Genomic DNA, 26018 nt, shown 5'->3' on the forward strand with positions numbered 1-26018 from the left:
CATGGCGCAGCGGCGAACCGCCGTCGGCTACGTCCTGCGGATGTTCCCCCAGACCTCGGAGACGTTCATCGCCAACGAGATCCTCGAGCTCGAGCGGCAGGGGCTCGCGGTGCGGATCTACTCCTATCGCAGGCCGCCGGCGCCGGTCGGCCACGCGTACCTGCGTCTGATCCGCGCACCGGTGACCTACCTGCCCGACCCGTTGCAGCGCAATCCGCGCCGCGTGCTGTCGGCGCATCGCGAGCTGCGGCGCAGAGAGTCGGATCTCTACCGCGCGACGGCGCGCTACGTCCTGGGGCACACCATGCGCGAGCGCAACCCGGACACGTGGCGCAGGTTCCTGCAGGCCGGTTGCCTCGCTCGCCTGCTGCTCGACAGCGACGTCGGTCATCTGCACGCCCACTTCTCGCACGGCGCGACGCGGGTGGCGATGCTCGCCGGCATGCTCACCGGCACGCCGTACAGCTTCACCGCGCACGCCCGCGACATCTATGGCGACGACGTCGATTTCAGGCTGCTGCGCGAGAAGACCGACCACGCGCGCTTCGCGGTCACGGTGAGCCGGCACAACGAGCGCTACCTGTCGCAGCGGCTCGGCGCCGGCGACGGAAAGGTCACGACGCTCCACAACGGCGTCGATCTCGGCAAGTTCGTGCCGGACGTGACCGTGCCGCGGGAGCCAGGGCTCGTCGTGGCTGTGGGACGGCTGATCGAGAAGAAGGGGTTTCGCCATCTCATCGACGCGTGCTCGATCCTGCGCCGGCGCGGCCGGCACGTCCGTTGCGAGATCGTCGGCGACGGCGTGCTCCGCGGAGAGCTCGAGAATCAGATCCACGGGCTCGGCCTCGACGGCGTGGTCGACCTCGTCGGACCGCGGTCGCAGGAGGAGCTCGCCCCGTACTACCGCCGTGCGGAGGTCGTGGCGATGCCGGCGGTCGTCGGCTCGGACGGCAACCGGGACGCGTTGCCGACGGTCCTCCTCGAGGCGTTCGGCTGCGGCACGCCGGTGGTCGCCTCGCGCCTGACCGGCATCCCCGAGATCGTCGACGACGGCGAGAACGGGATCCTGGTCGAGCCGGGGAGCGCGGCGCAGCTTGCCGATGCGATCGAGCGTCTCATCGACCGCGGCGACCTCCGCGTGCGCTACGGCGTGGCGGCTCGCGTCAAGGCGGAGCGGTGCTTCGACGTTCGCCACAGCGTCCGCGAGCTCCATCGCCGCTTCGGCGAGAGCCTGGGGCTGCCGGCGCCAGGAGACCGGGATGCGGATCGCGTACTTGTGCTGTGACTTCGGCGTCCCGGTCGCCGGCACCGTCGGTTGCTCCATCCACGTGCAGGAGACCGTTCGCGCGCTGCGCGCGATGGGGCACTCGGTCGAGCTCTACGCCCCGGGTGCCGCGGGCGATCCCTCAGGCGCGATGCCGCTCTCCGGCACCGTGGGCGACGTGGTGCGCCTCATGGCCGAGGAGAGCGCGGATACGCCCTGGAACCACGTGATCGGCGAGGTCCGGACCCTGTTGTACTCGGAGTGCCTGCGCGAGGAGTTGATGCGCGCGGCCGCCTTCCGGCCGGACGTCATCTACGAGCGCTATGCGCTGTTCTCCTACGCCGGGCTCGAGCTCGCGCGGGAGCTCGGCGTCCCGTTCCTGCTCGAGGCGAACGCCCCGCTCGTGGACGAGCAGGTCCGCTACCGCAAGCTGACCCTGAGGCGGACCGCGGGCGAGCTCGAGCGCCGCGTCCTGAGCGGTGCGGACGCCGTGATCGTGATCTCGAGGGCGATGGAGCGCTACGTGCGCGGCGTGGGCGTGCCCCGCGAGCGGATCGTGCTGCTGCCCAACGGCGCCGACCCGGCGCGCTTCCGGCCCGGCGTCTCCGGGGAGGCCGTCCGCCGCCGCCACCGGCTGGTCGGGAAGCGGGTGATCGGATTCGTCGGCAGCCTCAGGCCCTGGCACGATCTCGGAACGCTGGTCTCCGCCGCCAGGCTGCTGCACCGGCGAGATCCCGATGTCCGTCTCCTGATCGTGGGCGATGGCCGGCTGACCGGGACGCTGCTGCCGGCGGAACGGCATGTGGCCTGGGCCGGCGCGGTGCCCCATGACGAGGTGCCGGCGCACATGGCGGCGATGGACGTCGTCGTCGTCCCCTACGTGCAGGCGCCGGAGCAGTACTTCTCGCCGCTTAAGCTCTACGAGGCGATGGCGATGGCCAAGCCGATCGTCGGCGCTCGGATCGGCCAGGTCGAGGAGGTGCTGGACGATGGCGAGAGCGGGCTCCTGTACGAGCCTGGGGACGCGCACGACCTCGCGGAGAGGATCGCGTCGATCCTGACCGCGCCGGACGGCGGCATGCGCATGGCTGCCGCGGCCCGCGCCCGGGTGGACGGTTCACGGACGTGGGAGCAGAACGCTCGGCGCATCGTCGAGCTCTCGCAGGCGCTGATCGGGATGCCGGCGGCGCCATGACCCACGGCGGAGGCCCTTCACTCGCCCCAGGGATTCCGCTCGACGAGCCCGAGCGCGCCCTCATCGAGCTCGCGACGTCGCCCGACGCGGCGCAGCGCTGCGTGCAGGTCGCGTTGGCGGCCCAGACCACCGACTCGGTGGTCATCGAGAACGTGTTCTACTCGCCGGGCCGGGACTGCGTCGTCCTACTCACGATCGGCGGCGACCGCCCGCACGAGTCGCGGCACGCCGTCGTCACGATCCGCCGCGACAACGTGCTGCGTGAGGCCTACCGCGATCGCTACGCATCCATGGCCGCGGGCGGGACGGCGATGACGCCCGCCGCCGTCTTGGTGGAGGACGGTGGATATCTCGTCGAGCTCTTTCCCATGGACTTCAAGCTGCCGTCCCTGCCGTGGGCCCTCGAGCCGGCAGAGGTCGGCGCGGTCATGCCGGCGATCCACGGCAGCCGCGCCGATGTGACGGTCCTGCGCTATGTCCCGCACCGTCGCGCGGTCCTCGGGTACCCGTCAGGTGGCGGCGAGGTGATCGGCAAGCTCTTCGCCCGCCACGGCAAGGCAGTGCAGGCGTGGACGGCGCTGAACGCGGTTCACGCGGTGAGCCGCGGCCGCGGGGTCGCCGTGCCGGCGCCGCTGCGCTACGTCGCGGACCGCGACCTCGTGCTCATGGAGCGCCTTGCCGGTACGCCGCTGGACCGGGTGCTGTCGGGGGCGACGCCGGGAAGCGGCGGCCGGCAGGCGGTCGCGGCCGCCGCCCGCCTGCTGGCCGCGCTTCATGACCTCGCGCCGCCCGACCTTCCCTCACCGCCGCCCAAGCTGGACGAGGTCCGCAGGCTTGCGCGCCGGCTTCGATGCATCGCCCCTTGCCTGGTCGAGCGCGTGGAGATGCTCCTCGAGGTGGTGCCGCCGGCGCTCGCATCCAGTTCCCCGCCGCGCACGCTGGTGCATGGTGCCTACGCACCCCGGCAGCTGCTGCTCGACGGGGACCAGGTGTCGATCGTCGACGTCGACAGCGCCGGCTACGGCGACCCGGCCGCCGACGTGGGGTACTTCATGGCCAGCCTCCACGACGACGCCGCCGCCACCGGCCGGGGTGAGCTGCGGGAGCTTGCAAGCCACTTCCTCGACTGCTACCTCGCCGAACGCCCGAGTGCCGGACTGGCCACCCGAGCGCGCCTGCACCAGGGCATCGTGCTGTTGCGGGGCGGACTGCACAGCTTCTGCAGGCCCTGCCGCCCGCCGCCAGGGGCGCCGTCGCTGCTGCCCTATCTGCTGCTCGAGGAGGCGGCCGAATGCCTACAGGCGGCCTAGCGGGTCCGGTCGAGGATCCGGGCCTTCCCACGCTTCGAGAGGCGTGGCGGCCCGACCTCATGCTCGAAGCGCTCGCGCGATTGGTCGGCCTGCCCGGCGCCGATCTTCCGGCCGCCGCGCTGACCACGGAGGTCCTCAGCCACAAGGCCGCCCAGCGGTGCACGATCAGATACGTGGTCAGGTCGGACGGGCTCGCCGGCGGATCTCGCGCGGTGATCGCGAAGCTCTACAGGCGGCGGGTCCTCGCGGCGCGGATCCACGGCTTCATGGCCGCGCTGAGGTCCGAGGCCTTCGCCGGCGCGGACGCGTCCACGATCCCCGAATCGCTCGGAGTCGTGCCGGAGCTCGGCATGGCGCTGCAGGAGGATCTCGACGGCGATGACCTTCGCCACCCGCTCCTCGCTGGTAGGGGCGAAACGCCGCTGTCGCTCAGCGCGCGGTGGCTGGCGAATCTGCACCGCGCCTGCCCGGTGCCGGGCTTGAAGGAGAAGTCGCGTGCTCACGAGCTCGACAAGGTCGACCAAGCGTGCACCGTGGTCGCCCCCCACCTCTCCTCGCCCCGGCGCGCCCGCATGGACCGGGTGAGGGACCAGCTCCATCGCATTGGCGCAGGCCCCGGCGGATGCGCGTCCACGATGATCCACCGCGACTTCTACTACGCCCATGTGCTGTGGCAGCCGGACCGGATCGGCGTCATCGACTTCGACTCGCTCAGCATCGGCGATCCTGCGCTGGACGTCGGCCACTTCCTGGCGCACCTGGAAGCGCTTGGCTACCGCCGCGCAGCCGACCCGGACCGCTTCGCGGATGCGGGAGCACGATTCCTCGAGTGCTACCTCGGATCGGGGCCGGCGGATGTGCGGCCCCGCCTCACGTTCTTCAGGAGCTACACCCACCTCAAGCTGGCCTCGATCGAGGTCGCGCGCCAGAGCGGCGACTGGCGGCAACGCGTCGCCGACTACGCGGACCTCGCCGTGCGGAGCGCGGGGCTTCGGCGACGGGTTCCCACGCATTGAACGCCGGCGCCGGCTATGGCGTGTTCTCGCCCGGCGGCGCCCCCGCGTCGCCGACGGTCTCGAACGGCCCTTCCCGCGCCACGCGCGACCGCGCGTGCTCGTCATGCCACCAGATGCGACAGCGCTCGGCAACGGCCGTGATCTCCGGCGAGATCTCCTCGAAGGCGCGTTCGTAGCCCAGGTCCGACAGGAGGTCCCCGGCGATCGCCTCGAAGAGCTCGAGGTCGCGACGGCGCATCTGCGAGCGCCAGTCGCGCAGGCCAGGCGTCGGCGGTAGCCAGGCCTGCTTGGCCGTCAGCCCGGGGTTCTCGCGAACCTTGCCCTCGTGGTATCGCAGCATCTCCGCCGCGAACGGGAGCTCGAGGAACCTCGCGATCGCCCGGAGCGGCTCCTCGGCACGCTCGACGAGCTCCTCGTAGCGCACCTCGTGGTAACGGGCCGGGCCCAGTGCGGCTCCATCGCGCCTGCCCGTGGTCACCATCCAGCGCCACGACAGCGCCGAGACCGCGACGGGCTCCTCCTGCCAGAGCGCCAGCCGTCCCGGCCCGCGGCGCTCGTGGGCCCACTCCAGGTGCGAGAGCGCCACGTCACGGCCATCGCGCATGATGTGCACCATCCTCGCCCACGGGAACAGCTCAGTGAGCTGGGGGAGATGCGTGACGTAGCGGGCCATCTTCTCCCCCGCGAGCTGCTTGCCGTCCTGCCGCGCGACCGCGTCGTAGACACCGGTCACGAACTCGCTCCAGGTCCGGGCGCCCTCCGCGGCCTGTCGCACCGCGGCCTCGGGGAGCCGAAGGCGCGAGAAGCTTCGCAGCGCGAGCGTGGACTCCACGAGGTCCGGAGTGAGCGGAGGGTCGATCCCGTCCGGCAGCCGCCGCAGCGGAACGTGCGTGAACGCCGGATCGTTCGATACGGCGAGCTGCGGATGGTTATTGAGCATCCGCTGGAGCAGCGTCGTCCCGGAGCGTGCGACGCCGACGAGGAACAGATACGGGTTCCTGCCCACTACCGCCGGCCGCGAGCGGCGGTCTCGCGCAGGATCGGATAACCGAGGTCCTTCAGCAGTCCGCCCGCTGTCGCCTCGAAGCGCTCGACCTCCTCCGGCGGCATCTGTGATCGCCAGTCGCGTAATCCCTTCGTCGCGGGCAGCCAGGCCTTCTTCGCATCGAGGCCGGGCACCGACCGCGTCCGGCCTTCGTGGAAGCGAGCCATCGCGTCGTCCTCTGGCACGTCCAGGAAGCGGCATAGCGCTCGGCACTCCCGATCGGGCTCGGCCACCAAGGACTCGTAGCGGACCTCGTAGTACAGGCCGGAACCCAGCGCACGGCCTCCCTCGCGCGCGGCCTGGACCCTGCCTGCCCAGAAGCTCGCGGCCGAGGTGACGGCGTCGTGCGCGGGGGTCGCCGGGACGCGGGCGAACTGCTCTGGACGCCAGTCGCGCAGCGACAGATAGACGTCGCGTCCGTCCCGGATGATGTGGACGAACCGCGCTGTCGCCCAGAGTGCATGCAGCGTCTCGATCTTCCCGCCGTAGCCGGGAGTCTTGTCGCCCACCAGCGGCTTTCCCTCGCGCTCGCCGAAGAGGTCGAACACGAGCGTGACGAACTGCGAATAGGAGATCCCTCCGCTCGAGCCGACAGATCGGCGGAGCCGCGGAATGTCCACCTCCATCCGCCGGAATCGCCAGTCATCGAGCAGGTGCGCCAAGAGCTCGGGGGTCACGAGCCCGTCCGGCGTCAGGCCGATGCCCTGCTCGGGAATCTTCGGGATCCAGTGCGTCTCGCGGGTCATCGCGATGTGCGGATGGGCGTCCACCATCCGCCGCAACAGCGTGGTCCCCGACCTCGGACAGCCGACGATGAAGAGATAGGGATTCTGCGCCACGACTCTTTCTGCTGGCAGAAGGCGGGCGCTTCGACCCTATCGGCTGCCTACGGCGGCGGTCTACCCCACCAGTCAGGCCTTGGACCGCCACGCACATCGCCCGGCCGCGCGCCCATGCCCGCCGGCGGTGGGGACTGCAGCTGCAGCTCGAGGAACAGGCGGTACAGGCCATCGGGCAGCTCCATCAGATCTGCGTGGCTGCCCTGCTCGACGATGCGACCGCGGTCGATCACGAGCACGCGGTGCGCCGAGACGATCGTCGACATCCGGTGCGCGATCACGAACGTCGTCCTGCCGACGATCAGGTTCGAGAGCGCCTCGATGAGCAGGTGCTCGGACGCGGGATCGAGCCCGCTCGTCGGCTCATCGAGGATGAGGATGGGGGCGTCACGCACGAGGGCACGGGCGATCGAGACCCGCTGGCGCTCGCCGCCCGACAGCGTGCCGCCGCGCTCGCCGATCACGGTGTCGTAGCCGTCGGCCAGTCGCTGCACGAAATCGTCCACCAAGGCGGACCTCGACGCCGAAAGCACCTCGGCGTCGGTCGCGCCGGCGCGACCGTAGGCGATGTTCTCGCGGATCGTGCCCTCGAAGAGGATCGGCTCCTGGAGCACCATCGCGATCTGCGAGCGCAGCGACCGCAGCTGGATCGCGCGCACGTCCCGGTCATCGACCAGGACGCGTCCGCGCCGAGGGTCGAAGAACCGCGGAATCAGGCTGACCAGCGACGACTTGCCGGCTCCGGTGGGTCCGACGACGGCCACCATCTCGCCGGACTCCACGTGGAAGTCGACGTCGTGGAGCACGACCGTGTCGCCGTAGGCCAGCTCGACGTGCTCGAAGCGGACGTCGCCACGCAGACCCGGCATCGGCGCCGCGCCCGGAAGGTCGCGCACGTCGATGTCGGCGTCGAGGATCTCGTACAGGCGCTCCGCGCTGGCCACGCCGCGGCTGCTGATGTAGGACAGCTTCGAGAGCTGGCGCATCGGCTTGTAGAACGATCCGACGTAGGACATGAAGACGAGCAGCGTCCCGAGGCTGAGCTCGCCCGACAGGACCCGATTCGTGCCCACCCAGAGCACCGCCGCGGTGCCGAGACCGGCGAGCACGTCGACGAGGGGGCTGAACTGGGCCTGCAGCATCACGGCCTCGAGATTCGCGGCAAGCGTGTGCGAGCTCTGCTCCGAGAACCGTTCGTCCTCGTAGCTCTCGCGCGCGAAGGCCTGCACGACAGGGACCGCCCCGAGCACCTCGGTCGCCCTCGCGGCGAGTTGTCCCTCTCTTTTGCGTGCATCGCGGGACGCGGTCTTGATCCGGCCCGTGTACCGGTACACGGACAGGAACAGGAGCGGACTGACCGAGAGCGCGATGAGTGTGAACGACCAGTCGATCCACAACATGACCGCCACCATCCCGACGAGCATCGCGACGTTCGGGACCAGGGTCGAGAACGACTGCACGAGCATGTCCTGGACACGTCCGATGTCGCTCATCAGGCGCGACGTGAGGTCGCCGGTCCGCTGCGAGCTGTGGAACCGCAGCGAGAGGCGCTGCAACCTCGCGAACACCGCCTCCCGCACGTCCGAGATCAGCCGCTCGCCACTGGAGTCCATCAGGTACGTGCCGAGGAAGTCGAACAGCGCGCCGAGCACCAGTATCTCGATGTATGCGGCGATCGCGGCGGTCAGGAGATCCTCAGGGCTCCAATCGCCGACGAACGACAGCCCGGGCAGATGGAGCGGCTGGTCCTTCAGGACGCTGTCGATGATGATCTTCAGCGGCCAGGGCTGGGCAAGCGCGAAGAGCGTGCTGGCGAGCGTCAAGCCGGTGCCCGTCACCAGCTTGAGCCGGTAGGGGCGCAAGAAGCGGCGGAATCGGACGATCGTCCAGATCACGTCGATCGGATCGCCATGCGCTGCGCTGCGATGTGGTTCATCTCAGCCTCCCAATCAGAAGGTACCGGCAGCCCACGGTGGCGGCGAGAGGCGAATCGCGACGCTGCCGGAACGTGTCCCATCGGCGTCCGCCGGATTGTTAGCGTTGGCCGTATGCGGTCGAGCGAGATCGCGGACGATCCCCTCCTACCCGCGCTTGCGGCGTTCCGTGACGAGGGCCTCGAGGCGGTGCTCGCCCGTCACGGCGTGGGGGTGGCCGACGGCAGCGCGCGCCTGCTGGCGCACCACCCGGGCGAGCGCTGCACCATGCTCGTCCAAGCACCGGCCGGGCCGCTCGTCGTCAAGGCCTACGCGGCCGACGTCGCACCGCTCGTGACCGCGATGGATGCGCTGGCAGCCGCCGGTCTGGCCGACGGCCACGCGCCCAGCGTGCCGCCGCTGCTGGCCTACGACCGCGACCTCGCCTTCGTCGTCATGCCGCTGTTCACGGGGCGCTCGATGCGCGAGCTGATCCGCGCCGGTGAGGGTCGGCGTGCGGGCGATCTCGCCGCGGCCTGGCTGCGCGTTGCCGCCGGTGCCCGGGTCGAGGTCGGGATCCCCTACGGCCCGCGCGTGCTGCTCGAGCGCCTGCAGCCGTGGTCGCCGCACGTCAGGAGCGCCGATCCGGCGCTGGCGGCGCGCACCGCCCGGCTCCTGGACGTGCTCGCGGCGGCTCCGGCCGCCGCTCGCGATCCCATCCTCCTGCACGGCGCCTTCTCACCGCGGCACGTCGTGGAGTTGCCTGACGGGCCGGGTGTCTTCGATCTCGACGGCGTCGGTCACGGCCCCGCGGAGGTCGACGCAGGGATGATGCTCGCCGGCCTATCCCGCCTGGGCACCGGACCGCGGATCCAGGCGCAGGCCGCCGCCGCGACCGCGGCGTTCCGGGACGGGATCGCCGACGAGGTCGATGCGGAGGCGCTCGTCTGGTACCAGGCCGTCCAGCTCGTCAAGCTCATCCACTACCTCGCCTTCCGCCGGCCGCCCCGATGGCGTGAGCGCTCCGACGTGCTGCTCGAGGAGGCAGAGCACCTGGTGCCGGCGCGCTGACGGCCTGCGCGAGGCGCCTACCGCTCCGGCCGCCCGTACTGCCGGAGCATGGCCGGCAGCTCGCGGTAATCGCGCATGACGATGTCCGCCCGGCGTGAGCCGCCGGCACCCTCTCGGAGGCCGACGTACTGGATGGCCAGCATCCCCAGGTCTCTTGCGGGTACGACGTCCCGCTTGACGCTGTCGCCAACGTGCGCGGCCCGCTGGGGGGCGGTGCCGAGCGCTCGCAGGGCGACGAGGAAGATCCGCGGGTCCGGCTTGCGCCAGCCCACCTCATCCGACCATGCGATCGCCGCGGGCTCGAAGAAGCAGGCCAACCCGCAGATCTCGAGGTACTGCCGGGTCATCCAGCCGGGGCGGCCGCTCCGGTTGGAGACGATTCCGAGCTTGACGCCCCGCTCGCGCAGGCGCCGGAGGGCATCGACGGCGCCGTCCGCGGGCCGAGTCGGGTAATCGCGGAAGAGGAGCTCCAGCCTTCGCCGGACCTCTGCACCGTCCCGGTCCGTCAGGTCGAGCTCGAGCGAGGTCACGAGGTCGTCGATCGCCTTCGACGCCTCGTGCTCCCTTCCCTCGGCGGTGAGCCGGGCGAAGGCCAGCGCAGCCTCGGATCTCAAGCGCCTGTACCGATCGATCTCAAGACGCAGCCCGCGCTCCTGCAGCCATGCCGTCAGCTCACCCGAAAGGCGCCTGCGCGGCACTCGGCCGGGGCGGGACAACAGCGTCAAGCCGACGTCGAATGTGACGGCTTCGACGGGACCGGAGCGATCACGGAGGCTCACGACGTCACGCTCTCCCACGGCGGCGACGCGTCCATCGGCTCCCGTCCGATGGCACTGCGTCGCTCATGCAATTCTAATTCCTCGCCAACGTAGAGGCGTCGCGAAAGGTCCGACTCCTGTCCATCGGACGGGGTCCGACGCGTCCGCTGGCGGACCTCCGCCGTTCGCGTGGTTTACGTCGCTCAGGCACACGAAATCCTGCTGGTACTGGGGATCCGCAACGCCGGGAGCCGGCTCATGAGCACAAGCGCAGCGGCCCGACCGGTTCCGCCCGCTCGGGGGCGTGGGCTGAGAAAGGTCATCGGGGCGTCTCTGATCGGGACGTCGCTGGAGTGGTACGACTTCTTCCTCTACGGCACTGCTGCGGCGCTCGTCTTCAACAAGCTGTTCTTCCCGACGTTCGACCCGCTCGTGGGCACGCTGCTGGCCTTTACGACGTACGCGGTGGGGTTCGTCGCGCGGCCGATCGGCGGCGCGCTCTTCGGCCACTACGGTGACCGGGTCGGTCGCCGCCGGATCCTGGTGATCACGCTGATCATCATGGGCGCTGCCACGTTCCTGATCGGCTGCCTGCCGACCTACGGCGACATCGGCGTCGCCGCGCCGATCCTGCTGGTGACGCTGCGCTTCGTGCAGGGCCTCGGCCTCGGTGGCGAGTGGGGCGGCGCCGTGCTGATGGTTGCCGAGCACGGCGAGGAGCGGCGCCGCGGCCTGAATTCGAGCTGGCCCCAGGTCGGGGTGCCGGCCGGCAACCTGCTGGCCGCCGGCGTCCTGGCCGTCATGGCGGCCGTTCTGTCGGACTCCGCGTTCCAGTCGTGGGGATGGCGCCTGCCCTTCCTGCTGAGCGCCGTGCTGGTCGGCGTGGGCCTGTGGATCCGGCTCACCGTCCAGGAGTCGCCGCTGTTCCAGCAGCTCGAGGAGCAGGGCGAGAAGGCGAAGGCGCCGCTGGTCAAGGTCGTCAAGTGCTATCCGCGGCAGCTCGCGATCGCGGTCGCCGCGCGCTTCGGCACCGACGTCGCCTTCTACACCTTCGCGCTGTTCATCTTGACGTACGTGACCACCGAGCTGGGGCTGTCGAAGAGCGTTGCGCTCGACGGCGTGCTGATCGGCTCCGCCTGCCAGCTGGTGCTCATCCCGACCTTCGGATATCTCTCGGATCGGGTCGGCAGGCGCCCGATCTACCTCGGGGGCGCGATCGGCGCGGCCGCCTGGGTGTTCGCGTTCTTCGCGCTGCTGGATACCAAGTCGGCAGGCTTGGTCATCGTGGCCGCGGTGGGTGGGTTGGCGTTCCATGCGGCGATGTACGGGCCGCAGGCCGCCTTCATCACGGAGCTGTTCGGCACGGAGGTGCGCTACTCCGGGGCATCGCTGGGGTATCAGCTCGCCGGGGTGCTCGGCGGCGCGCTGGCCCCGATCATCGCCATCGCGCTGCTCGACCGCTTCGGCACGGGGTTCGCCGTGGCGGCGTACGTCCTGGCGGCGCTGGTCATCACGATCACCGCCGTGTTGGTGGCTCGCGAGACCGCCGCGATCCGGCTGACGGCAGAGCGGGCACCGGAGGAGTTGGCGGCAGAGCAGGCGCCCGAGACTCCGCTGCAGCGGGTGTTCCATTGAACAGCGCGACCGGGACGCGGCTGGGCGTCGATGTCGGTGGCACGTTCACCGACCTGGTGGCGCTCGTCGACGGGCGCGTGCGTACGGCCAAGGTGCCGTCGACGCCTGCCGACCAGTCCGAGGGCGTGCTGGCCGCGGTGCGGGCGGGCGAGGTCGCCGGCGTGGAGGCCTTCGCGCACGGGATGACGGTCGCGACGAATGCGCTGTTGGAGCGGCGGGGCGCGCGGACCGCGCTCGTGACCACCGCCGGCTTCCGGGACATCCTGGAGATCGGCAGGCAGAACCGTCCGCACTTGTACGACCTCACGCAGGACCGGCCGCCGGGCCTGATCCCCCGCGAGCTGCGGTTCTGCGTTCGTGAGCGCATGGGGCCGGAGGGCGAGCTCATCGCGCTTGACGAGGCCGGCGTCCGCGACGTGGTGGCGCGGCTGGCCGAGAGCGGCGTCGACTCTGTCGCCGTCTGCCTGCTGTTCGCCTTCGACCACCCGGAGCACGAGCGTCGTGTGGGCGAGGCGATCCGTGCAGCGCTGCCCGACGTGCACGTCTCGCTGTCCTGCGAGGTGCTGCCGGAGTTCCGCGAGTACGAGCGGTTCGCCACCACCGCCGCGGATGCCTACCTGGCGCCGAAGCTCGCGGCGTACCTGCAGAACCTTGCCCGCAAGGTGGTCGACGCAGATGTGCCGGAGCCACGCGTCATGCAGTCCTCCGGCGGCGTGGTCGAGCTGCCCACGGCGGCCGCGCTGGCGTCGGGCTGCGTGCTGTCGGGTCCCGCCGGCGGGGTGGTCGGCGCGGCCTATGTCGGCGAGGCGAGCGGCTACGGCAACCTGTTGACGTTCGACATGGGCGGCACGAGCACCGACGTCGCCCCGATCGTCGACGGCGAGGCGCAGACCACGACGGACGCAGTCGTGGCCGGCGTGCCGATCCGCCACCCGATGGTCGACGTCCACACGGTCAGCGCCGGCGGCGGATCGATCGCCCGCGCGGACGCCGGCGGAGCGCTGCGCGTGGGCCCGGAGTCGGCGGGCGCCGTGCCGGGTCCCGCGTGCTACGACCGCGGCGGCACCGAGCCGACGGTCACCGACGCGAACCTCTTCATCGGGCTGCTCGCCGACGGCGCCGTGCTGGGCGGCGGGGAGGTCGTCCTGCGCCGTGCGCTCGCGGAGCAAGCGCTCTCGCAGGTAGGGCGGCGGCTGGGCCTGGACGCGCTGGAGACCGCGCTCGGCGTCATCCGCGTCGCCGACGCCGAGATGGTGCGCGCGCTGCGCGTGGTGAGCGTGGAGCGCGGGCTGGACCCGCGCGACTTCGCGCTGGCGGCGTTCGGCGGCGCGGGCGGGATGCACGCGTGCTCGCTCGCCGAGGAGCTCGGGATGCGCAGCGTGCTGGTCCCGCGCGCGAGTGGCGTCCTCAGCGCCCTCGGCCTCGCCATCTCCGACCTGCGGCGAGATTTCGTGCATCCGCTGATCGGCGGCCTGGACGACCTCGGCCGCGCCGCGATCGAGGACGGCTTCCAAGCCCTCGAGCGCGAGGCCCGCGAGGCACTGCACGACCCGCAGATCACGCGCCGCGCCGACCTGCGCTATCGCCGGCAGGCGTTCGAGCTGACGGTGGACGGCGACGACCTCGACGCGCTCGCCGAGCGCCTCCACGACGCTCACGAGCGGCGCTACGGGTACGCGATGCCGGAAGAGCCGGTCGAGCTCGTGGCGCTGCGCCTGGTCGCGATCGAGCCCGTCGTCAAGCCGCCGCTGCGCGAGCCCACGGGCCGGGGCGACGCCGTGTGCAGCCGCCGCGAGGTCCACATCGAGGGCGAGTGGCGCACGGTCGACGTCCTGGGGCGCGACCGCATGGGGAGCGGCAGCACAGTGGTCGGACCGGCGATCGTGGAGTTTGCCGAGGCGACCTGCCTGGTGCGTCCCGGCTGGCGTGGCGAGGTCGACCCCGCCGGGACGCTCGTGCTGGAGCGAGACTGACATGACGATCACCGATCAGCGCAGGCTGGACCCCGTCACGCTGTCCGTCCTGTCGAGCGCGCTCGCGGGCATCGCCGAGGAGATGGGGGCCGTCCTCATCCGCGGCGCGTACTCGTCGAACATCAAGGAGCGCCGCGACTGCTCGGCGGCGCTGTTCGACGCCCGCGGCCGGATGGTCGCCCAAGCCGAGCACATTCCGGTCCACCTCGGCGCCATGCCCGAGGCGGTGGCGTCCGTGATGGCACGCGACCCCCGCCCCGGCGACGTGTTCGCGATCAACGACCCGTTCTCCGGCGGGACGCACCTCCCCGACATCACCCTGGTCTCCCCGCTGGCCCCAGAGGGTGAGGTGATCGGATTCGCGGTCACGCGCGCGCATCACTCCGATGTCGGCGGCATGAGCCCGGGCTCCATGCCCGCGGACTCTCGCTCCATCTTCCAGGAAGGGCTGATCATCCCGCCTGTGCGACTCGTCCGTGACGGCGAGTACGTCAGCGACGTGCTCGAGCTGATCCAGGCCAACGTCCGGACTCCGGACGTCCGGCGCGGCGACCTCCGCGCCCAGATCGCGGCAAACCGCCTCGCCGAGGCCCGGCTCGGCGAGCTGATCCAGCGCCGCGGTCGCGAGCAGGTCGAGACCGCCTTCACCGAGGTGATCGACTACACCGAGCGGCGCACGCGCGAGACGCTGAGAAGCCTGCCCGACGGGACCGCCACGGCCGGGAGCGAGATCGAGGGTGACGGGGTCACCGACGAAGACATCCCCATCCGCGTCCGCGTCACCATCGACGGCGACCGTCTCGTCATCGACTTCGACGGCACGGCCTCGGCGGTTGCCGGCAACGTCAACTGCACGATCGCGGTCACCCGCTCGGCGTGCCTGTTCGCGTTGCGCGTGCTGCTGCCGAGCGACATCCCCGCCAACGCCGGCTCGTTCGCGCCGCTGGACATCCGCGTGCCCGGTCGGTCGCTGGTGTGCGCACAACGACCGTCGGCCGTCGTGGCCGGCAACGTGGAGACCAGCCAGCGCGTCGCCGACACCGTCCTGCTGGCGCTGGCCGAGCTCATCGACGGGCTCCCTGCCCAGGGGCAGGGCACGATGAACAACGTCGTCATCGGCGGCGCCGGCTGGACCTACTACGAGACGATCGGCGGCGGCCAGGGCGCCGGCCCCCGGGGCCCGGGACCGTCCGGCGTCCACGTCGGCATGAGCAACACGCTCAACACGCCGATCGAGGCGCTCGAGACCGAGTATCCGATGCGCGTGGAGTCCTACGCGCTCGTGGACGACTCGGGCGGGGCGGGCCGGCATCACGGCGGCGACGGGATCGAGCGCGTGATCCGCGTCCTGGAGCCCGCGACCCTCTCGCTGCTCACCGACCGGCGCCGCCACCGGCCGGCGGGGCTGCAGGGCGGCGAGCCCGGGCAGCCCGGCGAGAACCGGCTCAACTGCGAGTCTCTGGCGCCGAAGGCAACCCGCGAGCTGGCGGCGGGCGACGTGGTGAGCGTCCGCACGCCCGGGGGAGGCGGCTGGGGAACCCCGCCGAGCGGCTGACCAGGCTCGCCGGCAGCACTTCGCTGAGGACGACTGCTGCGCGGCCCGCCGCTGCTGGTTCGGCGGTGCGAGTCAACGCCGGACGAAGAGCCCGCGCTCGCGGGCGCGGGTGACTGCTTCGCGACGCGTGTGCGCGTCGAGCTTGGCGTAGATGTGGCGGAGGTGCGTGCGGACGGTGTTGGCCGAGAGGTACAGCTCTCCGGCGATCTCGTCCGCTTTGAGGCTGCCGGGCAGGTAGCTGAGAACCCGCAGTTCAGCCGGGCTGAGCTCGTCCGACCGTGGCATCGCCTCATCAGTGGGCGGCGAGCATCCGGCTAACACCTCGAGGATCGCCGTCAGCTGCGCCGGGTCGGCGGTGCGCCGGCGTGGGTGGTCCTTGAGCAGATCCCGCGCAGGCGGCAGCACGAAGGGCAGGATGAGCCGCTGGGTGGTCGCGAGCTCGAGCGCCCGATCGAGGGAGCGCTCGGCGGCGCGCGGGTCCCCGAGCCGATCGCGGGCGACGGCGTCGTACAGCAGCGCCTGGATTCGCGACCCTGCGAAGCGGATCGGCTCGTCCACGGGCTCGAGCGCGGGCGCGACGACGTCGACGGCGTCCTGTGGTCTTCCCTCGGCGAGACAGAGGGCCGCCTCGGAGACCCGGAGGACCGTGCGGTCGCGCAACTGCGGATCGATGCCGGCGAGGCAGGCGCGGGCCGCCACGGTGTCGCCGAGCGCCACGTGGGTGTGCACCAGCCGGCTCTGCAGCGCGACACCGAGCGCGTGCTCGGACGCGAGCAACCGCTGCACCCCCTCCGCCGCCCTGAACGCCGCGAGCGCGTCGTCGAGCCGACCCTGTGCGAAGCGCAGCAGCCCGCCCCCGTATTGCAGGAGGAACACGAGGCCGGGTTCGCGATCGTGGCGCAGCGTGCGCTCTGCGCGATCGAGCGATCGCTCCGCGTCCTGGAAGCGACCGAGCCACACGTAGGCGGTCCCGCGTACCGCCAGAGCGCTGGCGAGGACCGGGTGCTCACCCCAGCCATTGGACTCGCCGATGGTCACCGCCTCGTCAGCGAGCTCGACCATGACGGAGAACGGCGACCCGTTGAGCACCGACGCGAGGCCGAGGTACGCGAGACAGCTGATCTCGAGATAGGGCCGTCGGATCCGGCGCGCCAGCGCGAGTGCTCGTTGCAGGTCACGGCGGGCATCCTCGAGCTGCGACGCCCAGAGCTCGGCGGTGCCCAGGTTCACCAGCGCCATGGCGTAGACATCCTTGTCGAGGGCGAGCTCCTGGGGCATGGGAGCGGCCAACGCCGCCTGGAGCGATCGCATCGCCTCCGACAGGGCTTCCAGGTCGCCGCGCCAGCAGGCCAGCCACACTCGCATGCCCGACACGCGAAGGTCGAAGCGCCGCCTTCGCTCCGCTGGGACCCCGGTGGCGAGCCCCTCGGCGTGGCGGATGTGCACATCGGCCTCGTCGACCGCGCCGTCCATGATCGCCGCTCCGGTGAACGCGATCGCAAGCTCCGCGTCGGTTGCTTGCGCTTCGGTCGGAAAGGCGGCCAGCAGCGCGTGGATGGTCGCCGCACGCCCGTCCAGGGTCAGATCGAGAAAGTGCTCGGCGAGCATGCGGCCGGCGTGCGACCAGTCATGGCCGGCCTGCGCGTGGCGAGTCGCCTCGACGACGTACTCGTGCTGCTCGTACCACCGCGCGGCGGCACGATGCAACGGCCGGATGATCGTCGCGTCGGTCCGGCGCAGCTCGCGCTCCAGGAGGTCGGCGAAGAGGCGGTGGTAGCGAAACCAGGACCGCCCGGCGTCGAGCGCTGTGACGAATGCGTTGTGATCCTCGAGGCATTGGAGGATCCGCTCGGACCCCGAGCCGCCGGTGAGGACGTCGGCCAGCGGACCGCTGACGCGGTCCAGCACGGACGTGCGCAACAGAAGGTCGCGTGCCTCCGGCGTCCGGCGCTCCAGCACCTCGGCGAGGAGATAGTCGCCCACGTTGCGATCGCCGCCGCAGAACTCGGTGACGAACCGCTCCGGGTCGGGATGGCCGGCGAGCGTGATCGCCGCCAGCCGGAGGCCGGCGGCCCAGCCTTCGGTGCGATGGTGCAGCAGGGCTACGGCGCCGTCGGAGAGGCTGATCCCCGCTTCCTCGAGAAGCTCCCGCGTCTCGGGTATCGAGAAGCGAAGGTCCGGATCTCGAATCTCCGTCAGCACACCCTCCAGACGCAGGCGATGCAACCCAAGCCGCGGCTCCACCCGGGTTCCCAGCGCGACCCGCATCTGGGCCGGCACACGTTGCAGGAAAAGCTCCAGACAGTCGAGCCCGTCGGTGGAGTCGAGCTCGTGGAGGTCGTCGATGACCAGCACGACGGGGTGCTCGAGCGCCTGCAGATCGGCGAGCAGCCGCTCGACCACCACATGGGCGAGAAGGCCCGGCGCCGGGCTCACATGCCTGACGAGGCGATCCCCGCTGACCGCCGCAGCCACCTCATGCACCACCGCCACCCAGAAGCGCTGCCCATCGCGCTCGCCTCGCTCGACCGATACCCAGGCCACGCGACCGCCGAGATCTTCTGCTTCGACCCACGACCGCAGCAACATGGACTTGCCACTCCCGGCCGGTCCGCAGACCAGGACGACTCCACCGCCCGGCGCCGCTGACAGGCGTGCGGACAGCCGCCCGCGGCGGATGAGCCGATGTCCCGGAGCGGCGTGGTGCCAGGCGTGCGGTCGCAGCCAAGCGACCTGCTCGGCAATCGTCTCGGCGTTGTGGCTCACAAGTGAACCCTCAGTCAGTCAGGGGATCGAACCACCTGGCCGGTACCGTCCGAAGCGCCAGCGTCCACCGCTGTGTCACCTCGGGCCCCAACGTTAGAAAACGCGCCGTGCGACCGCCCTGGTCCTCGGCGCGGGCAGGACTGCTCCACGGACCGTCGACATCCGGGTCCTAGAGTTGGGCGATGAGCGCCGACCCCGCGATACCGGTCCTGCGCCGGTTCGGATTACACCGGGCCATCCTCGACGCGCTCCGGCTGGGCCCCATGCGACGCCGTCGCCTGCGGGACGGCCGCCACCGGCGTCGATCACAGCGAGGAGATGGTGGGGCTGGCACGCGAGCGGGCGCCGGGGGCCGACGTGCTCCTTGCCCGGCCGAGGCGCTGCCGTTCGCCGACGCCGCGTTCGATGTCGGTCGTTTCATGTTCCTGGGGATCCCGTCGCGGTCATGGGTGAGTCTCATCTTGTGATGACCCCGCGCGGTCGCCTGGCGATGTACGCAAGCTCCCGGCGCTCCGAGGCGTGCCGGCGGTCCCCGAGCCGTCGGCCAGTCGCGTCCATCTGTACGACGACCGGCTCGCTGCGCTCGTCCGGCGCGCGCGATTCACGGATGTCGAGGTCGCCGGCGCCAGCTCGTCACCGCACGCGCGTGAAGCACGTAGCCCCGGGGCTCGACGGGCCGCAGCAGCCATCGCAGCGCGAGAGCGAGCTCGCCGACAAGCTCGACTCGATGCCGGAGTTCGTCGTCTCGAGGACGCTCAACGACCGGGAGTGGAACAACACCACCGTGCTGGACGGCGGCGATGCGCGGCGACGTCGCGGGCGCCTGGCGACGCGACCGGCGCGCGATCCTCGGCGTCGGGGCGCTGTCGTAGGTGCGTGGTGGGGTGGCGGGCTGCGCGTCGGGGCGGGTCCGGAGCTGGTGGCGGCTCGCGGGGCGGGGTGGCGCATCCGGGGGCAGGCCCGGAGCTGGTGGCGGCCCGCGAGGCGCCGTGGCGGGCCGGAACTGCGCATCGAGGGCGGGCCGGAGCTGGTGGCGGCCCGCGCGGCGGATACCGCGCTCGATCGATCATCGTCGGAGCAGAACCGAGCGTTTCCGATCACGACCGCGCTTCGCCGCAGGGGGTGCCCTACGAACCTTCGAACATGTCGAAGGAAGGTGAGGCACCCCCCCGGCGGGGACTGATCGTTTTCCGCGAAACCGGCTCGCCTCCCTCGATGCCCGCCGTTCGCTGGCGCCCGAGGGCCGCTGCGCGGACCTCGCGCCATACGCTGCCGCGGCGCAGAGACCGCGCGAGCCTACGCAGGCCATGGCGCGGAGGCCGCACAGCGACGGCGCGGAGATCGCGCGATCGCACGCGCGCCGTACGCCGCCGCGGCCCCGAGACCGCGCGAGCTTCGCGGCAGCTACCAGCTCGTCCGCCATGGTGGTCCGCCAAGTCCGAGCAGGCGCCGGCGAACCCGCTCCAGAACCGCGAAAGCCCCGCGTTTGCAGGGCTTTCGTTAGGAGCGGCTGAAGGGACTCGAACCCTCGACCTTCTGCATGGCAAGATCAAGTCGGAGCCCCGAGTAAAGCTCGCTTTTCCCTGGAAACCCCCTCTTTCTCGGGCTTCGAGCGAGGCGGCAGATTCGTCACTCGTGGGCGTCTTACGCCGGGGTTCCGGTACCGGACTCGTACCGGGAAGGCTCGACCGCGTCGGCGGAGCCGAGCGCTCTCGCGTGGGCCGGCCGCTCTCGCTGCGTGTGGTCATCCCGGTGTTGCCGCCCGCGATGCTGCTCCCCGCCACCGGTGGCTCTATGAGCGTTTGGGCAGGCGGCCCGTCGCCATGTTCGTGCGAGAGAGGCGAGTCGCTCGGTGACGGCTCGTCCGCGGCGCTGGTGCAAGAGGTGCGCAGTTGTCTCGTCGGCGAACTGCTCGCCGGTGACGAACCGCCCGCCCCGGATCAGGCCGCGGGCTTCGAGGCGGCGCAGAGCCCAGAGGATCTCTCGCCATGGAACGGCCAGCCGCTCTTTGCCTTGGATGTCGCGGGGTCGGCCTCTGGAAGGTCTTGCGCGCACGAGATATGCACGGTGTCGGGCTTGGGGCACGCCTCGACATCGCCCTCCGGCGCGCCCGGGTACCTGAGGTCGAATACGGCCGTCGGATCGGGGATGCCGAACGCCAATCCGGAGCCGCCGAGGATCTGGAAGGCGGTCTCGCCCTCGTTTTGGATGAACGCGTCGGCGTAGACCAGCGCCCTCGTTCTCGCGCCGGTCGCGGCGTTGGTGACGAAGCCTCAGCAGGAGTGGCCGGCGAGAACGACGGGTCCGCTCGGTTGCTGGGCGAGGAACGACGTGATGTACGGTGCGTCGATCGTCACCGAGCGCAGCGGATTCGGCGGGGCGAGCACGATGGTGCCTCGGCTTGGTTTGCCTCGGGCAACCCTACTTCCCGAAGCCCGGGGCAGTCGCAGCCTCGCCGCGATGGAAGGCGCAAGCGCGCCCGACCGACACCTGACTCGCGCCCCGCTGTTGCATAGCGGTGTGATGGCCCGCCCGCACCTTGTGCTCGCACTCGGACGGCAGCCGGCAGGCGGCCCCGCAGTGCTGCTGGTCCACGATGCGGCGGTCGGCGAGTCGCGATCCGCCGGGCGTGGCCGCGTCTGTAGGTGCCGGCCGGCAGCGCGGCTGGCGCCGCGGGGCAGTAGCCGCCCAGCGTCGTCGGTCAGTCCTGCGCGGCGTCGGCGCCCAGCGCGGCCAGGGCCTCCAGCGAGGCCTTGGCGGTGAACTCGTCGGTGGGCAGGACGTCCATGTCGACTTGGCGATGCTCGATGAAGAGTTGCTGGGCGGAGACCTTGTCCAGCGTTCGCGCCGTCGGGATGACCTGGACCTTGACGCCGTCCTCGGCCAGCCGCTTGCGGATCGGGTTGACGATCTCGCCCATCGCCTTCTCGGCGTCGATGGTCTGCTGTGAGGCCAGCCGGTTGGGGTCGACGATGAAGATCAACGACACGGTGGCCGCCCACTCCGTCGAGCACCACACGCCCAGTAGCGCGTCGGCGAACCGCCCCGCCATGGAGTTCTTGCCGATCGACTTGGCGATCTTGGTGCGCAGGTGGCTGAGGACGTGGCCCTCCAGGGCGTTGGGAAACGCGTAACGGCCGACGCGGCGCATCAGCCAGGAGGACAGCAGCACGCGCGCGGCCGGGTCCAGGGGCGCGGCGGCGCGCGGGATCTCGGCGTGCCCGAGCACCGCCTTGGAGACCGGGAAGCTGAGCTGGCTGTCGATCGCGGGGAAGACGAGACCGGCCGCGCCGATCGCCGGCAACGCGAAGTAGTCGCCGCGGCTGCTGTAGTGCGCGGCCTTCCACGTCACCTCGTCGAGCTCGACGACAGGCATGAGCTGCAGGAACGGCACCTTGTCGGGGTGGCGGACCAGGTCGCAGGTCTGCGTGACGATTGCGCCCCAGCCGGTGTCGATCTGCTGCGCGGCGACCGTCCACAGGCCGTGCTCGTCGACGGGATCCAGTTCGTCGACGCCGTCAAGGAACGTGCTGTGCGGCGACTCCAGCACCGGGACCAGCGGCGCGGCGAGCAGATCGCCCTGCCACAGGCCCTGGGCGAGCTGTTCGATCTCGGCCTTGTCCTCGTCTGAGCGGCGGACCATCTAGGCGACGGCGCGCGGGCGACGAAGACCGGCCAGCCGACCACCCCAGCGATGGCGTGCGGCGTCGAACCGCTCGTCGTCGATGACCGGGGCGGCGCTCTCGCGCACGCCGAGCGCGACCATCTCCGGCGGCATCGCTCCCGCGCCCCGTCCGCCGATGTCGTTGACACCCAGCGGCGCGAAGTGCTCCTCGGTCAAGCCGGTGATCGCCGCCGCGGGCCGCTCGGCGAGCTGACGGCGCACCTGCTCCAGCGACCAGCGGGCGTGGCCGCCCGGTGTCTGGCGCGCCGGGCTGATCCGCCCCGACGAGCGGTAGTAGCGCACGGTGCTCGCGGCAACGCCGAGCTGCTGGGCGAGCTCATTGCTGTTGAGGAGATCTGCCATGGCTTGAGGCTCTGATTCTCGATGCTCGGACCATCCGAGCATAGGTCCCGCTGCTGTCGTTTTCAACGCTTTCAACGGTTCCAACGCTCTGTCCGAGCATATAGCCCGGCGGCGGCTCGTCCTTGAGCGCGCCAGACGAACGTACGTGGCGGGCCGGATCGGGCCGACCGACCATCACACCACTATGCGACACCTGGACTCGCGCTACCAGGCGAAGGGAGTAGCGACAGCAGCGCTGCCGGCGGCCGAAGGCGCAGCCTCCTTTCCGCGCGTTGCAGGACCGCTTACGTCGCCGGATTGGTCCCGCCCCGCACCGTTCCCGATCCTCTAACGACGCATGGTCGGCCTGACGGACCGACGGGCTAGGCTTCGGCGGACGTGTCGCTGACCGCCCTGACGTCCGCGGAGATCTCGCTGCCGGCCCAAGCCGATGGCGCGCGCGTCAGCGACCGGATCGCCGTTCTGGCCGACACCGTCGACGTCGTTGGGTTGACCGACAACCACGCCGGCCAGCCGCGGATGTCGCCGCTGGCTGCGGTAGCGCTCGCGCGGGAGCAGCGCGTGGGGACAATCGTCCACGTTTCCTGCCGCGATCGCAACCGGCTTGCCCTGCAGTCCCAGGTCGTGGGCGCGGCGGCGCTCGGCGCTGAGGCGGTCCTCTGCATGCAGGGCGATCCGGTGGCTGGCATCGAACATGTGGCCGACATGACCGCCACGCAGCTCATTGCGAGCGCGTCGGCATGGAGCGCCCCGCGCCCGCTGGCGGTCGGGGCGGTCGTCAATCCCTTCGCCAAGGACGTCGACCGGGAGTTGCGGCTCCTGCGGCGCAAGATCGCCGCTGGAGCAACCTTCCTGCAGTCGCAGATGATCTTCGACCTCGGGCGCTTGGAAGCGTTCCTCTCAGCCGCCGAGGACACCCTCGCCGACGTGCGGTTCTACGCAAGCGTCGCGCTGCTCCGCGGCGCGCACATGGCAGAGCGCGCCTGCGCGCTACCGGGGGTCGCGATTCCTCAGCGAGCCCTGGCGCAGATCAGTCGCGGCGGCGGAATCGACCTAGCGCGTGAACTGGCGGCCGGCCTTGCCAGTATCTCGCGCGTAGATGCACTTCACGTATTTCCGCTTGGAGCCGAGGCGGCGACACGCGAGGTCGCCGCGGAGTTCCGCGTCGCCCGGGGGGTCAGCGCCCAGCGCCCGGCAGGGATCGGTCCGTAGCCAGAACGTCTTGCAGCAACGCCCCCGCGGTTTGGGACCTTCACGCCGGTCCGGTGTTCCGATGTCCCGCAGAGCCTGTCCGGAAGGGCGTCCCCGGACCGGAAGGCTATACGGACACCATCGCGGGGCACCGAGAGCGACACGCCCGAGCCGCGGCAGGAGCAGGTCTCCGGAGAAAGTGCGGTCGGCACCCGCTCCTCGCCAAACGCAGGAGCCTGTTCTAGGCGATCCTGAGCCCAGATTCGGCCCGGGCACGGAGCTCCCGCTCCGAGGCATGACCACCAGGGCCGCGGCGACCGCGAGTCGCCGCGTCGGCGACAGCGATCAGCGAAGTCCGGCGCTGGCGGGCGACGTGGGTGCCGGGCGGGCGAGGACAGTGTTGATGATTTCGCTGTTGTCGATGCCTTGGAGGTAGATGGACGTGATCCCGAGGTTGGCGTGGCCGAGCTGGCGCTGAACGACGGTGAGCGGGACGCCTTCGCGAGCCATCTCGACCGCGTACGCGTGGCGAAGTTGATGCGGCGCGAAGCGTCGGCGCACGCCGGCGGTCACGGCAAGGTCGCGCAGCGTGCGGCGCGCCGCCGTCGGCGACCACGGCCGGCCGGCGGTCGGTCCCTGCATGACGCACAGCAACGCGCCGACCGGCAGGGCGGGGCGGAAGTTCAGCCACGGCTCGATCTGCTGCCATCCCCAGCGGTCCATGCCGACCTCGCGACGCTTGCCGCCCTTCCCCCGTCGCACGAGAATTGCGCCGGTGCTGCGGTCAAGATCGCTTTCGGCCAGGGCGAGCGCCTCGCTGATCCGCAGGCCGGCGCGCCACAGCACCACGATCAGCGCCCGCACGCGCAGCCCGTGCGCGGTCTGGCCCGCGCAGCGCATGACCGCGACGATCTCTTCCACCGTCGGCGGATCGGCGGGGTACAGGCGGCCCTTGTTGCGAGGAGGACGGCCGCGGTGGTGACCGGGCATCGTGGCCGGCGAACGGCGACGGCCGGCGGCGTTGAGCAGCACTGAAGTAGACATGACGAGAGACTGCTCTCTCATGGCCGCTGCGCATGGAACGCGACAGCGCCGGGCGGCCGCGGCGGCTCGCTGCTGAGCTTCTCGGTCGTCAGGAGCGGCGTCGCGCTCGGATCACCGCATCGACGCCGGTACCGGCCATCGGCCGCGGACGCTCATCGGAGACGATCGGCTGCCACTGGCCCGGATCGAGGGCGGCGAGCGCGGCCTCGACAGAGACCTGCACCTGCCCGGCCGCGGCCGTCGCGGCTCCGGTGGCCGGGTCGATCGGGCGATGGCCAACGAGGAACAGGGTCCCGCCGCGAGCGACCCCTGTCGCCATCCGCTGCACCATCTCCTCAACTGATCCCGCCGCGTGGACATACAGGCAGACCACCAGGTCGTACTCGTCCCGCTGAGGCGTCCAGGTCGCAAGATCGGCCTCGACCCAGTCGATGCGCTCGGCGACGTCCCGTCCTATGGCCTCGGCCGTCGACCGGGCATAAGCCAAGGCCGTCGCGGCGAAGTCAACCGCGGTCACGTGCCATCCGCGCGCAGCGAGCCAGAGCGTGTCGGACCCGTGGCCGCAGCCCGCGTCGAGAGCGCGTCCCGGACGCAGGTCACCGATCTCGGCGGTCAGATGGGCGTTCGGGGGCCGCTGCGCGACGCGATCCCCGTGCGCGCGCAGGGCTTGCGACCAGCGCTGTTCCCAGAAGTTTCGGTCGTACTCGTTCATATCGGCTAGCGGCGCTCCTTGTCGTCGGTGGTCATGTGCATCCGTCTTCGGGTCCCGACAGGACTACCGCTATCATCGACGCTCGGTCCCAGCAGTGGCGCTGCTCGCCGTGCTCTTCGGTTCGACACAACCGCTGCTCTTGCTGACTACGGTGAGGGAGCCGCCTCGAAAGGCGATCACTTGGCTGTCGCTTCGGACGACGAGCAGCACTCGTGGTTCTGCTGCGGCTTGCCCGGGCGTTCAACGCTCCATGGGAGGCGGCGGCGAGCAGGTCTAGGTGTTCAGGGACGGGAGGCCGCGGCCGTGGACTCGCTGACGAAACCGGGGCTGAAGCGTCGGGCGCCTTGGGTGCTAGCTACTTCCCCCGGATAAACGGGTGAAGTGAGAACGGCCGCGCGGGCGGCGCGGCCGTTCATCGGGCAGGCCGCGGGCGGGCGGCACCGCGATCCGGTGATGATCCTGTCAGCCGGGTCGGATGGCTGCGGTGGGCCGCGGGTGTCGGTCCGCTGGGCCGGCCTCGGGCGGGCCTGGCCGGGGCCGGTCAGGCGATTCTGAGGGCGAGGGTGTCGAGGTTGTAGGCGAGGATCGCCCAGGCGGCCCAGGTGCGGGCGCCGGTGTGGCCTTTGAGCCGGGATCGGTCAAGGCCGTAGCGTCGCTTGAGGTGACTGATGCGACCCTCGGCGCCGACGCGGAACTTCGCGAGC

At 71.1% G+C, this 26018-nt stretch carries 19 protein-coding genes; 9 read left to right on the plus strand and 10 right to left on the minus strand.

Translation table 11 applies throughout. The features are described 5' to 3' along the window. Window position 1 precedes the first annotated feature (1 nt). Genes H958_RS41195 through H958_RS0129475 form a run of 4 tightly spaced genes read left to right on the plus strand, consistent with a single transcriptional unit; the run spans window position 2 to window position 4785 of the window. The gene (locus H958_RS41195; RefSeq protein ID WP_051324947.1) at window positions 2-1285 is read left to right on the plus strand and encodes a glycosyltransferase family 4 protein; all 1284 of its coding nucleotides are present in this window, start codon (window positions 2-4) and stop codon (window positions 1283-1285) included. Beyond that, complete coding sequence (locus H958_RS0129465; RefSeq protein WP_028061300.1) at window positions 1260-2459, plus strand: glycosyltransferase family 4 protein; 1200 nt, start codon at window positions 1260-1262, stop codon at window positions 2457-2459. Before H958_RS41195 ends, H958_RS0129465 begins: the two co-directional genes overlap by 26 nt. Further along, entirely contained in the window at window positions 2456-3769 is a 1314-nt protein-coding gene (locus tag H958_RS0129470) for a phosphotransferase (RefSeq protein ID WP_028061301.1), read from the plus strand. The genes H958_RS0129465 and H958_RS0129470 overlap by 4 nt, the downstream gene beginning before the upstream one ends. Further along, entirely contained in the window at window positions 3751-4785 is a 1035-nt protein-coding gene (locus H958_RS0129475) for an aminoglycoside phosphotransferase family protein (RefSeq protein ID WP_081686382.1), read from the plus strand. Before H958_RS0129470 ends, H958_RS0129475 begins: the two co-directional genes overlap by 19 nt. A gap of 13 nt (window positions 4786-4798) precedes the next feature. On the opposite strand, the gene H958_RS0129480 is transcribed toward H958_RS0129475, so the two are convergent. The 3 genes from H958_RS0129480 to H958_RS41200 are packed head-to-tail and all read right to left on the minus strand — an operon-like array spanning window position 4799 to window position 8564. Further along, entirely contained in the window at window positions 4799-5791 is a 993-nt protein-coding gene (locus H958_RS0129480) for a sulfotransferase family protein (protein ID WP_028061303.1), read from the minus strand. Next, entirely contained in the window at window positions 5791-6669 is an 879-nt protein-coding gene (locus H958_RS0129485) for a sulfotransferase family protein (protein ID WP_028061304.1), read from the minus strand. Before H958_RS0129485 ends, H958_RS0129480 begins: the two co-directional genes overlap by 1 nt. A gap of 47 nt (window positions 6670-6716) precedes the next feature. Continuing rightward, window positions 6717-8564: an ABC transporter ATP-binding protein gene (locus H958_RS41200; RefSeq protein ID WP_051324948.1), complete on the minus strand. Its 1848-nt coding sequence runs from the start codon at window positions 8562-8564 to the stop codon at window positions 6717-6719. Window positions 8565-8717: 153 nt separating this feature from the next. Between H958_RS41200 and H958_RS0129495 the strand changes: the two genes are divergently transcribed. After that, the gene (locus H958_RS0129495; protein ID WP_028061305.1) at window positions 8718-9653 is read left to right on the plus strand and encodes a phosphotransferase; all 936 of its coding nucleotides are present in this window, start codon (window positions 8718-8720) and stop codon (window positions 9651-9653) included. 17 nt (window positions 9654-9670) lie between these two features. Here H958_RS0129495 and H958_RS44310 read toward each other — a convergent pair whose 3' ends face one another. Continuing rightward, window positions 9671-10450, minus strand: coding sequence for an HAD family hydrolase (locus H958_RS44310; RefSeq protein ID WP_051324949.1), 780 nt, complete (start codon window positions 10448-10450; stop codon window positions 9671-9673). 219 nt (window positions 10451-10669) lie between these two features. Between H958_RS44310 and H958_RS0129505 the strand changes: the two genes are divergently transcribed. From H958_RS0129505 to H958_RS0129515, 3 genes are read left to right on the plus strand one after another with little or no spacing between them, the layout of a single operon-like run. Continuing rightward, entirely contained in the window at window positions 10670-12046 is a 1377-nt protein-coding gene (locus H958_RS0129505; protein WP_028061306.1) for an MFS transporter, read from the plus strand. Continuing rightward, window positions 12043-14019 (plus strand): hydantoinase/oxoprolinase family protein, encoded by a 1977-nt coding sequence (locus H958_RS0129510; RefSeq protein WP_028061307.1) that lies wholly within the window; start codon window positions 12043-12045, stop codon window positions 14017-14019. The genes H958_RS0129505 and H958_RS0129510 overlap by 4 nt, the downstream gene beginning before the upstream one ends. A 1-nt stretch (window position 14020) precedes the next feature. After that, entirely contained in the window at window positions 14021-15574 is a 1554-nt protein-coding gene (locus H958_RS0129515) for a hydantoinase B/oxoprolinase family protein (RefSeq protein ID WP_028061308.1), read from the plus strand. 72 nt (window positions 15575-15646) lie between these two features. On the opposite strand, the gene H958_RS41210 is transcribed toward H958_RS0129515, so the two are convergent. The 4 genes from H958_RS41210 to H958_RS44325 form a co-directional block, all read right to left on the minus strand. Further along, complete coding sequence (locus H958_RS41210) at window positions 15647-18340, minus strand: AAA family ATPase (protein WP_081686386.1); 2694 nt, start codon at window positions 18338-18340, stop codon at window positions 15647-15649. A 1644-nt stretch (window positions 18341-19984) separates the two neighbouring features. Beyond that, the gene (locus tag H958_RS49340) at window positions 19985-20425 is read right to left on the minus strand and encodes an Lhr family helicase (protein ID WP_456064419.1); all 441 of its coding nucleotides are present in this window, start codon (window positions 20423-20425) and stop codon (window positions 19985-19987) included. 616 nt (window positions 20426-21041) lie between these two features. Then, window positions 21042-21983, minus strand: a complete 942-nt coding sequence (locus H958_RS0129545; RefSeq protein ID WP_028061310.1) for a hypothetical protein — start codon at window positions 21981-21983, stop codon at window positions 21042-21044. After that, window positions 21984-22367 carry a MerR family DNA-binding transcriptional regulator gene (locus H958_RS44325; RefSeq protein WP_051324952.1) on the minus strand — a complete coding sequence of 128 codons (384 nt, stop codon included), beginning with the start codon at window positions 22365-22367 and terminating at the stop codon, window positions 21984-21986. A gap of 378 nt (window positions 22368-22745) precedes the next feature. Here H958_RS44325 and H958_RS0129555 point away from each other — a divergent pair, with 378 nt between their 5' ends. Beyond that, the gene (locus H958_RS0129555; protein WP_028061311.1) at window positions 22746-23579 is read left to right on the plus strand and encodes a methylenetetrahydrofolate reductase; all 834 of its coding nucleotides are present in this window, start codon (window positions 22746-22748) and stop codon (window positions 23577-23579) included. 324 nt (window positions 23580-23903) lie between these two features. Here H958_RS0129555 and H958_RS0129560 read toward each other — a convergent pair whose 3' ends face one another. Together H958_RS0129560 and H958_RS0129565 are read right to left on the minus strand one after the other, a co-directional pair. Beyond that, a complete protein-coding gene (locus H958_RS0129560; protein WP_028061312.1) occupies window positions 23904-24590 on the minus strand; it encodes a tyrosine-type recombinase/integrase in 687 nt (228 codons plus the stop codon). Window positions 24591-24690: 100 nt separating this feature from the next. Then, window positions 24691-25314, minus strand: a complete 624-nt coding sequence (locus H958_RS0129565; protein ID WP_028061313.1) for a class I SAM-dependent methyltransferase — start codon at window positions 25312-25314, stop codon at window positions 24691-24693. Window positions 25315-26018 lie beyond the last annotated feature (704 nt).

It is taken from the genome of Candidatus Solirubrobacter pratensis (assembly GCF_000425945.1).
GTDB classification, from domain to species: Bacteria; Actinomycetota; Thermoleophilia; order Solirubrobacterales; family Solirubrobacteraceae; genus Solirubrobacter; species Solirubrobacter pratensis.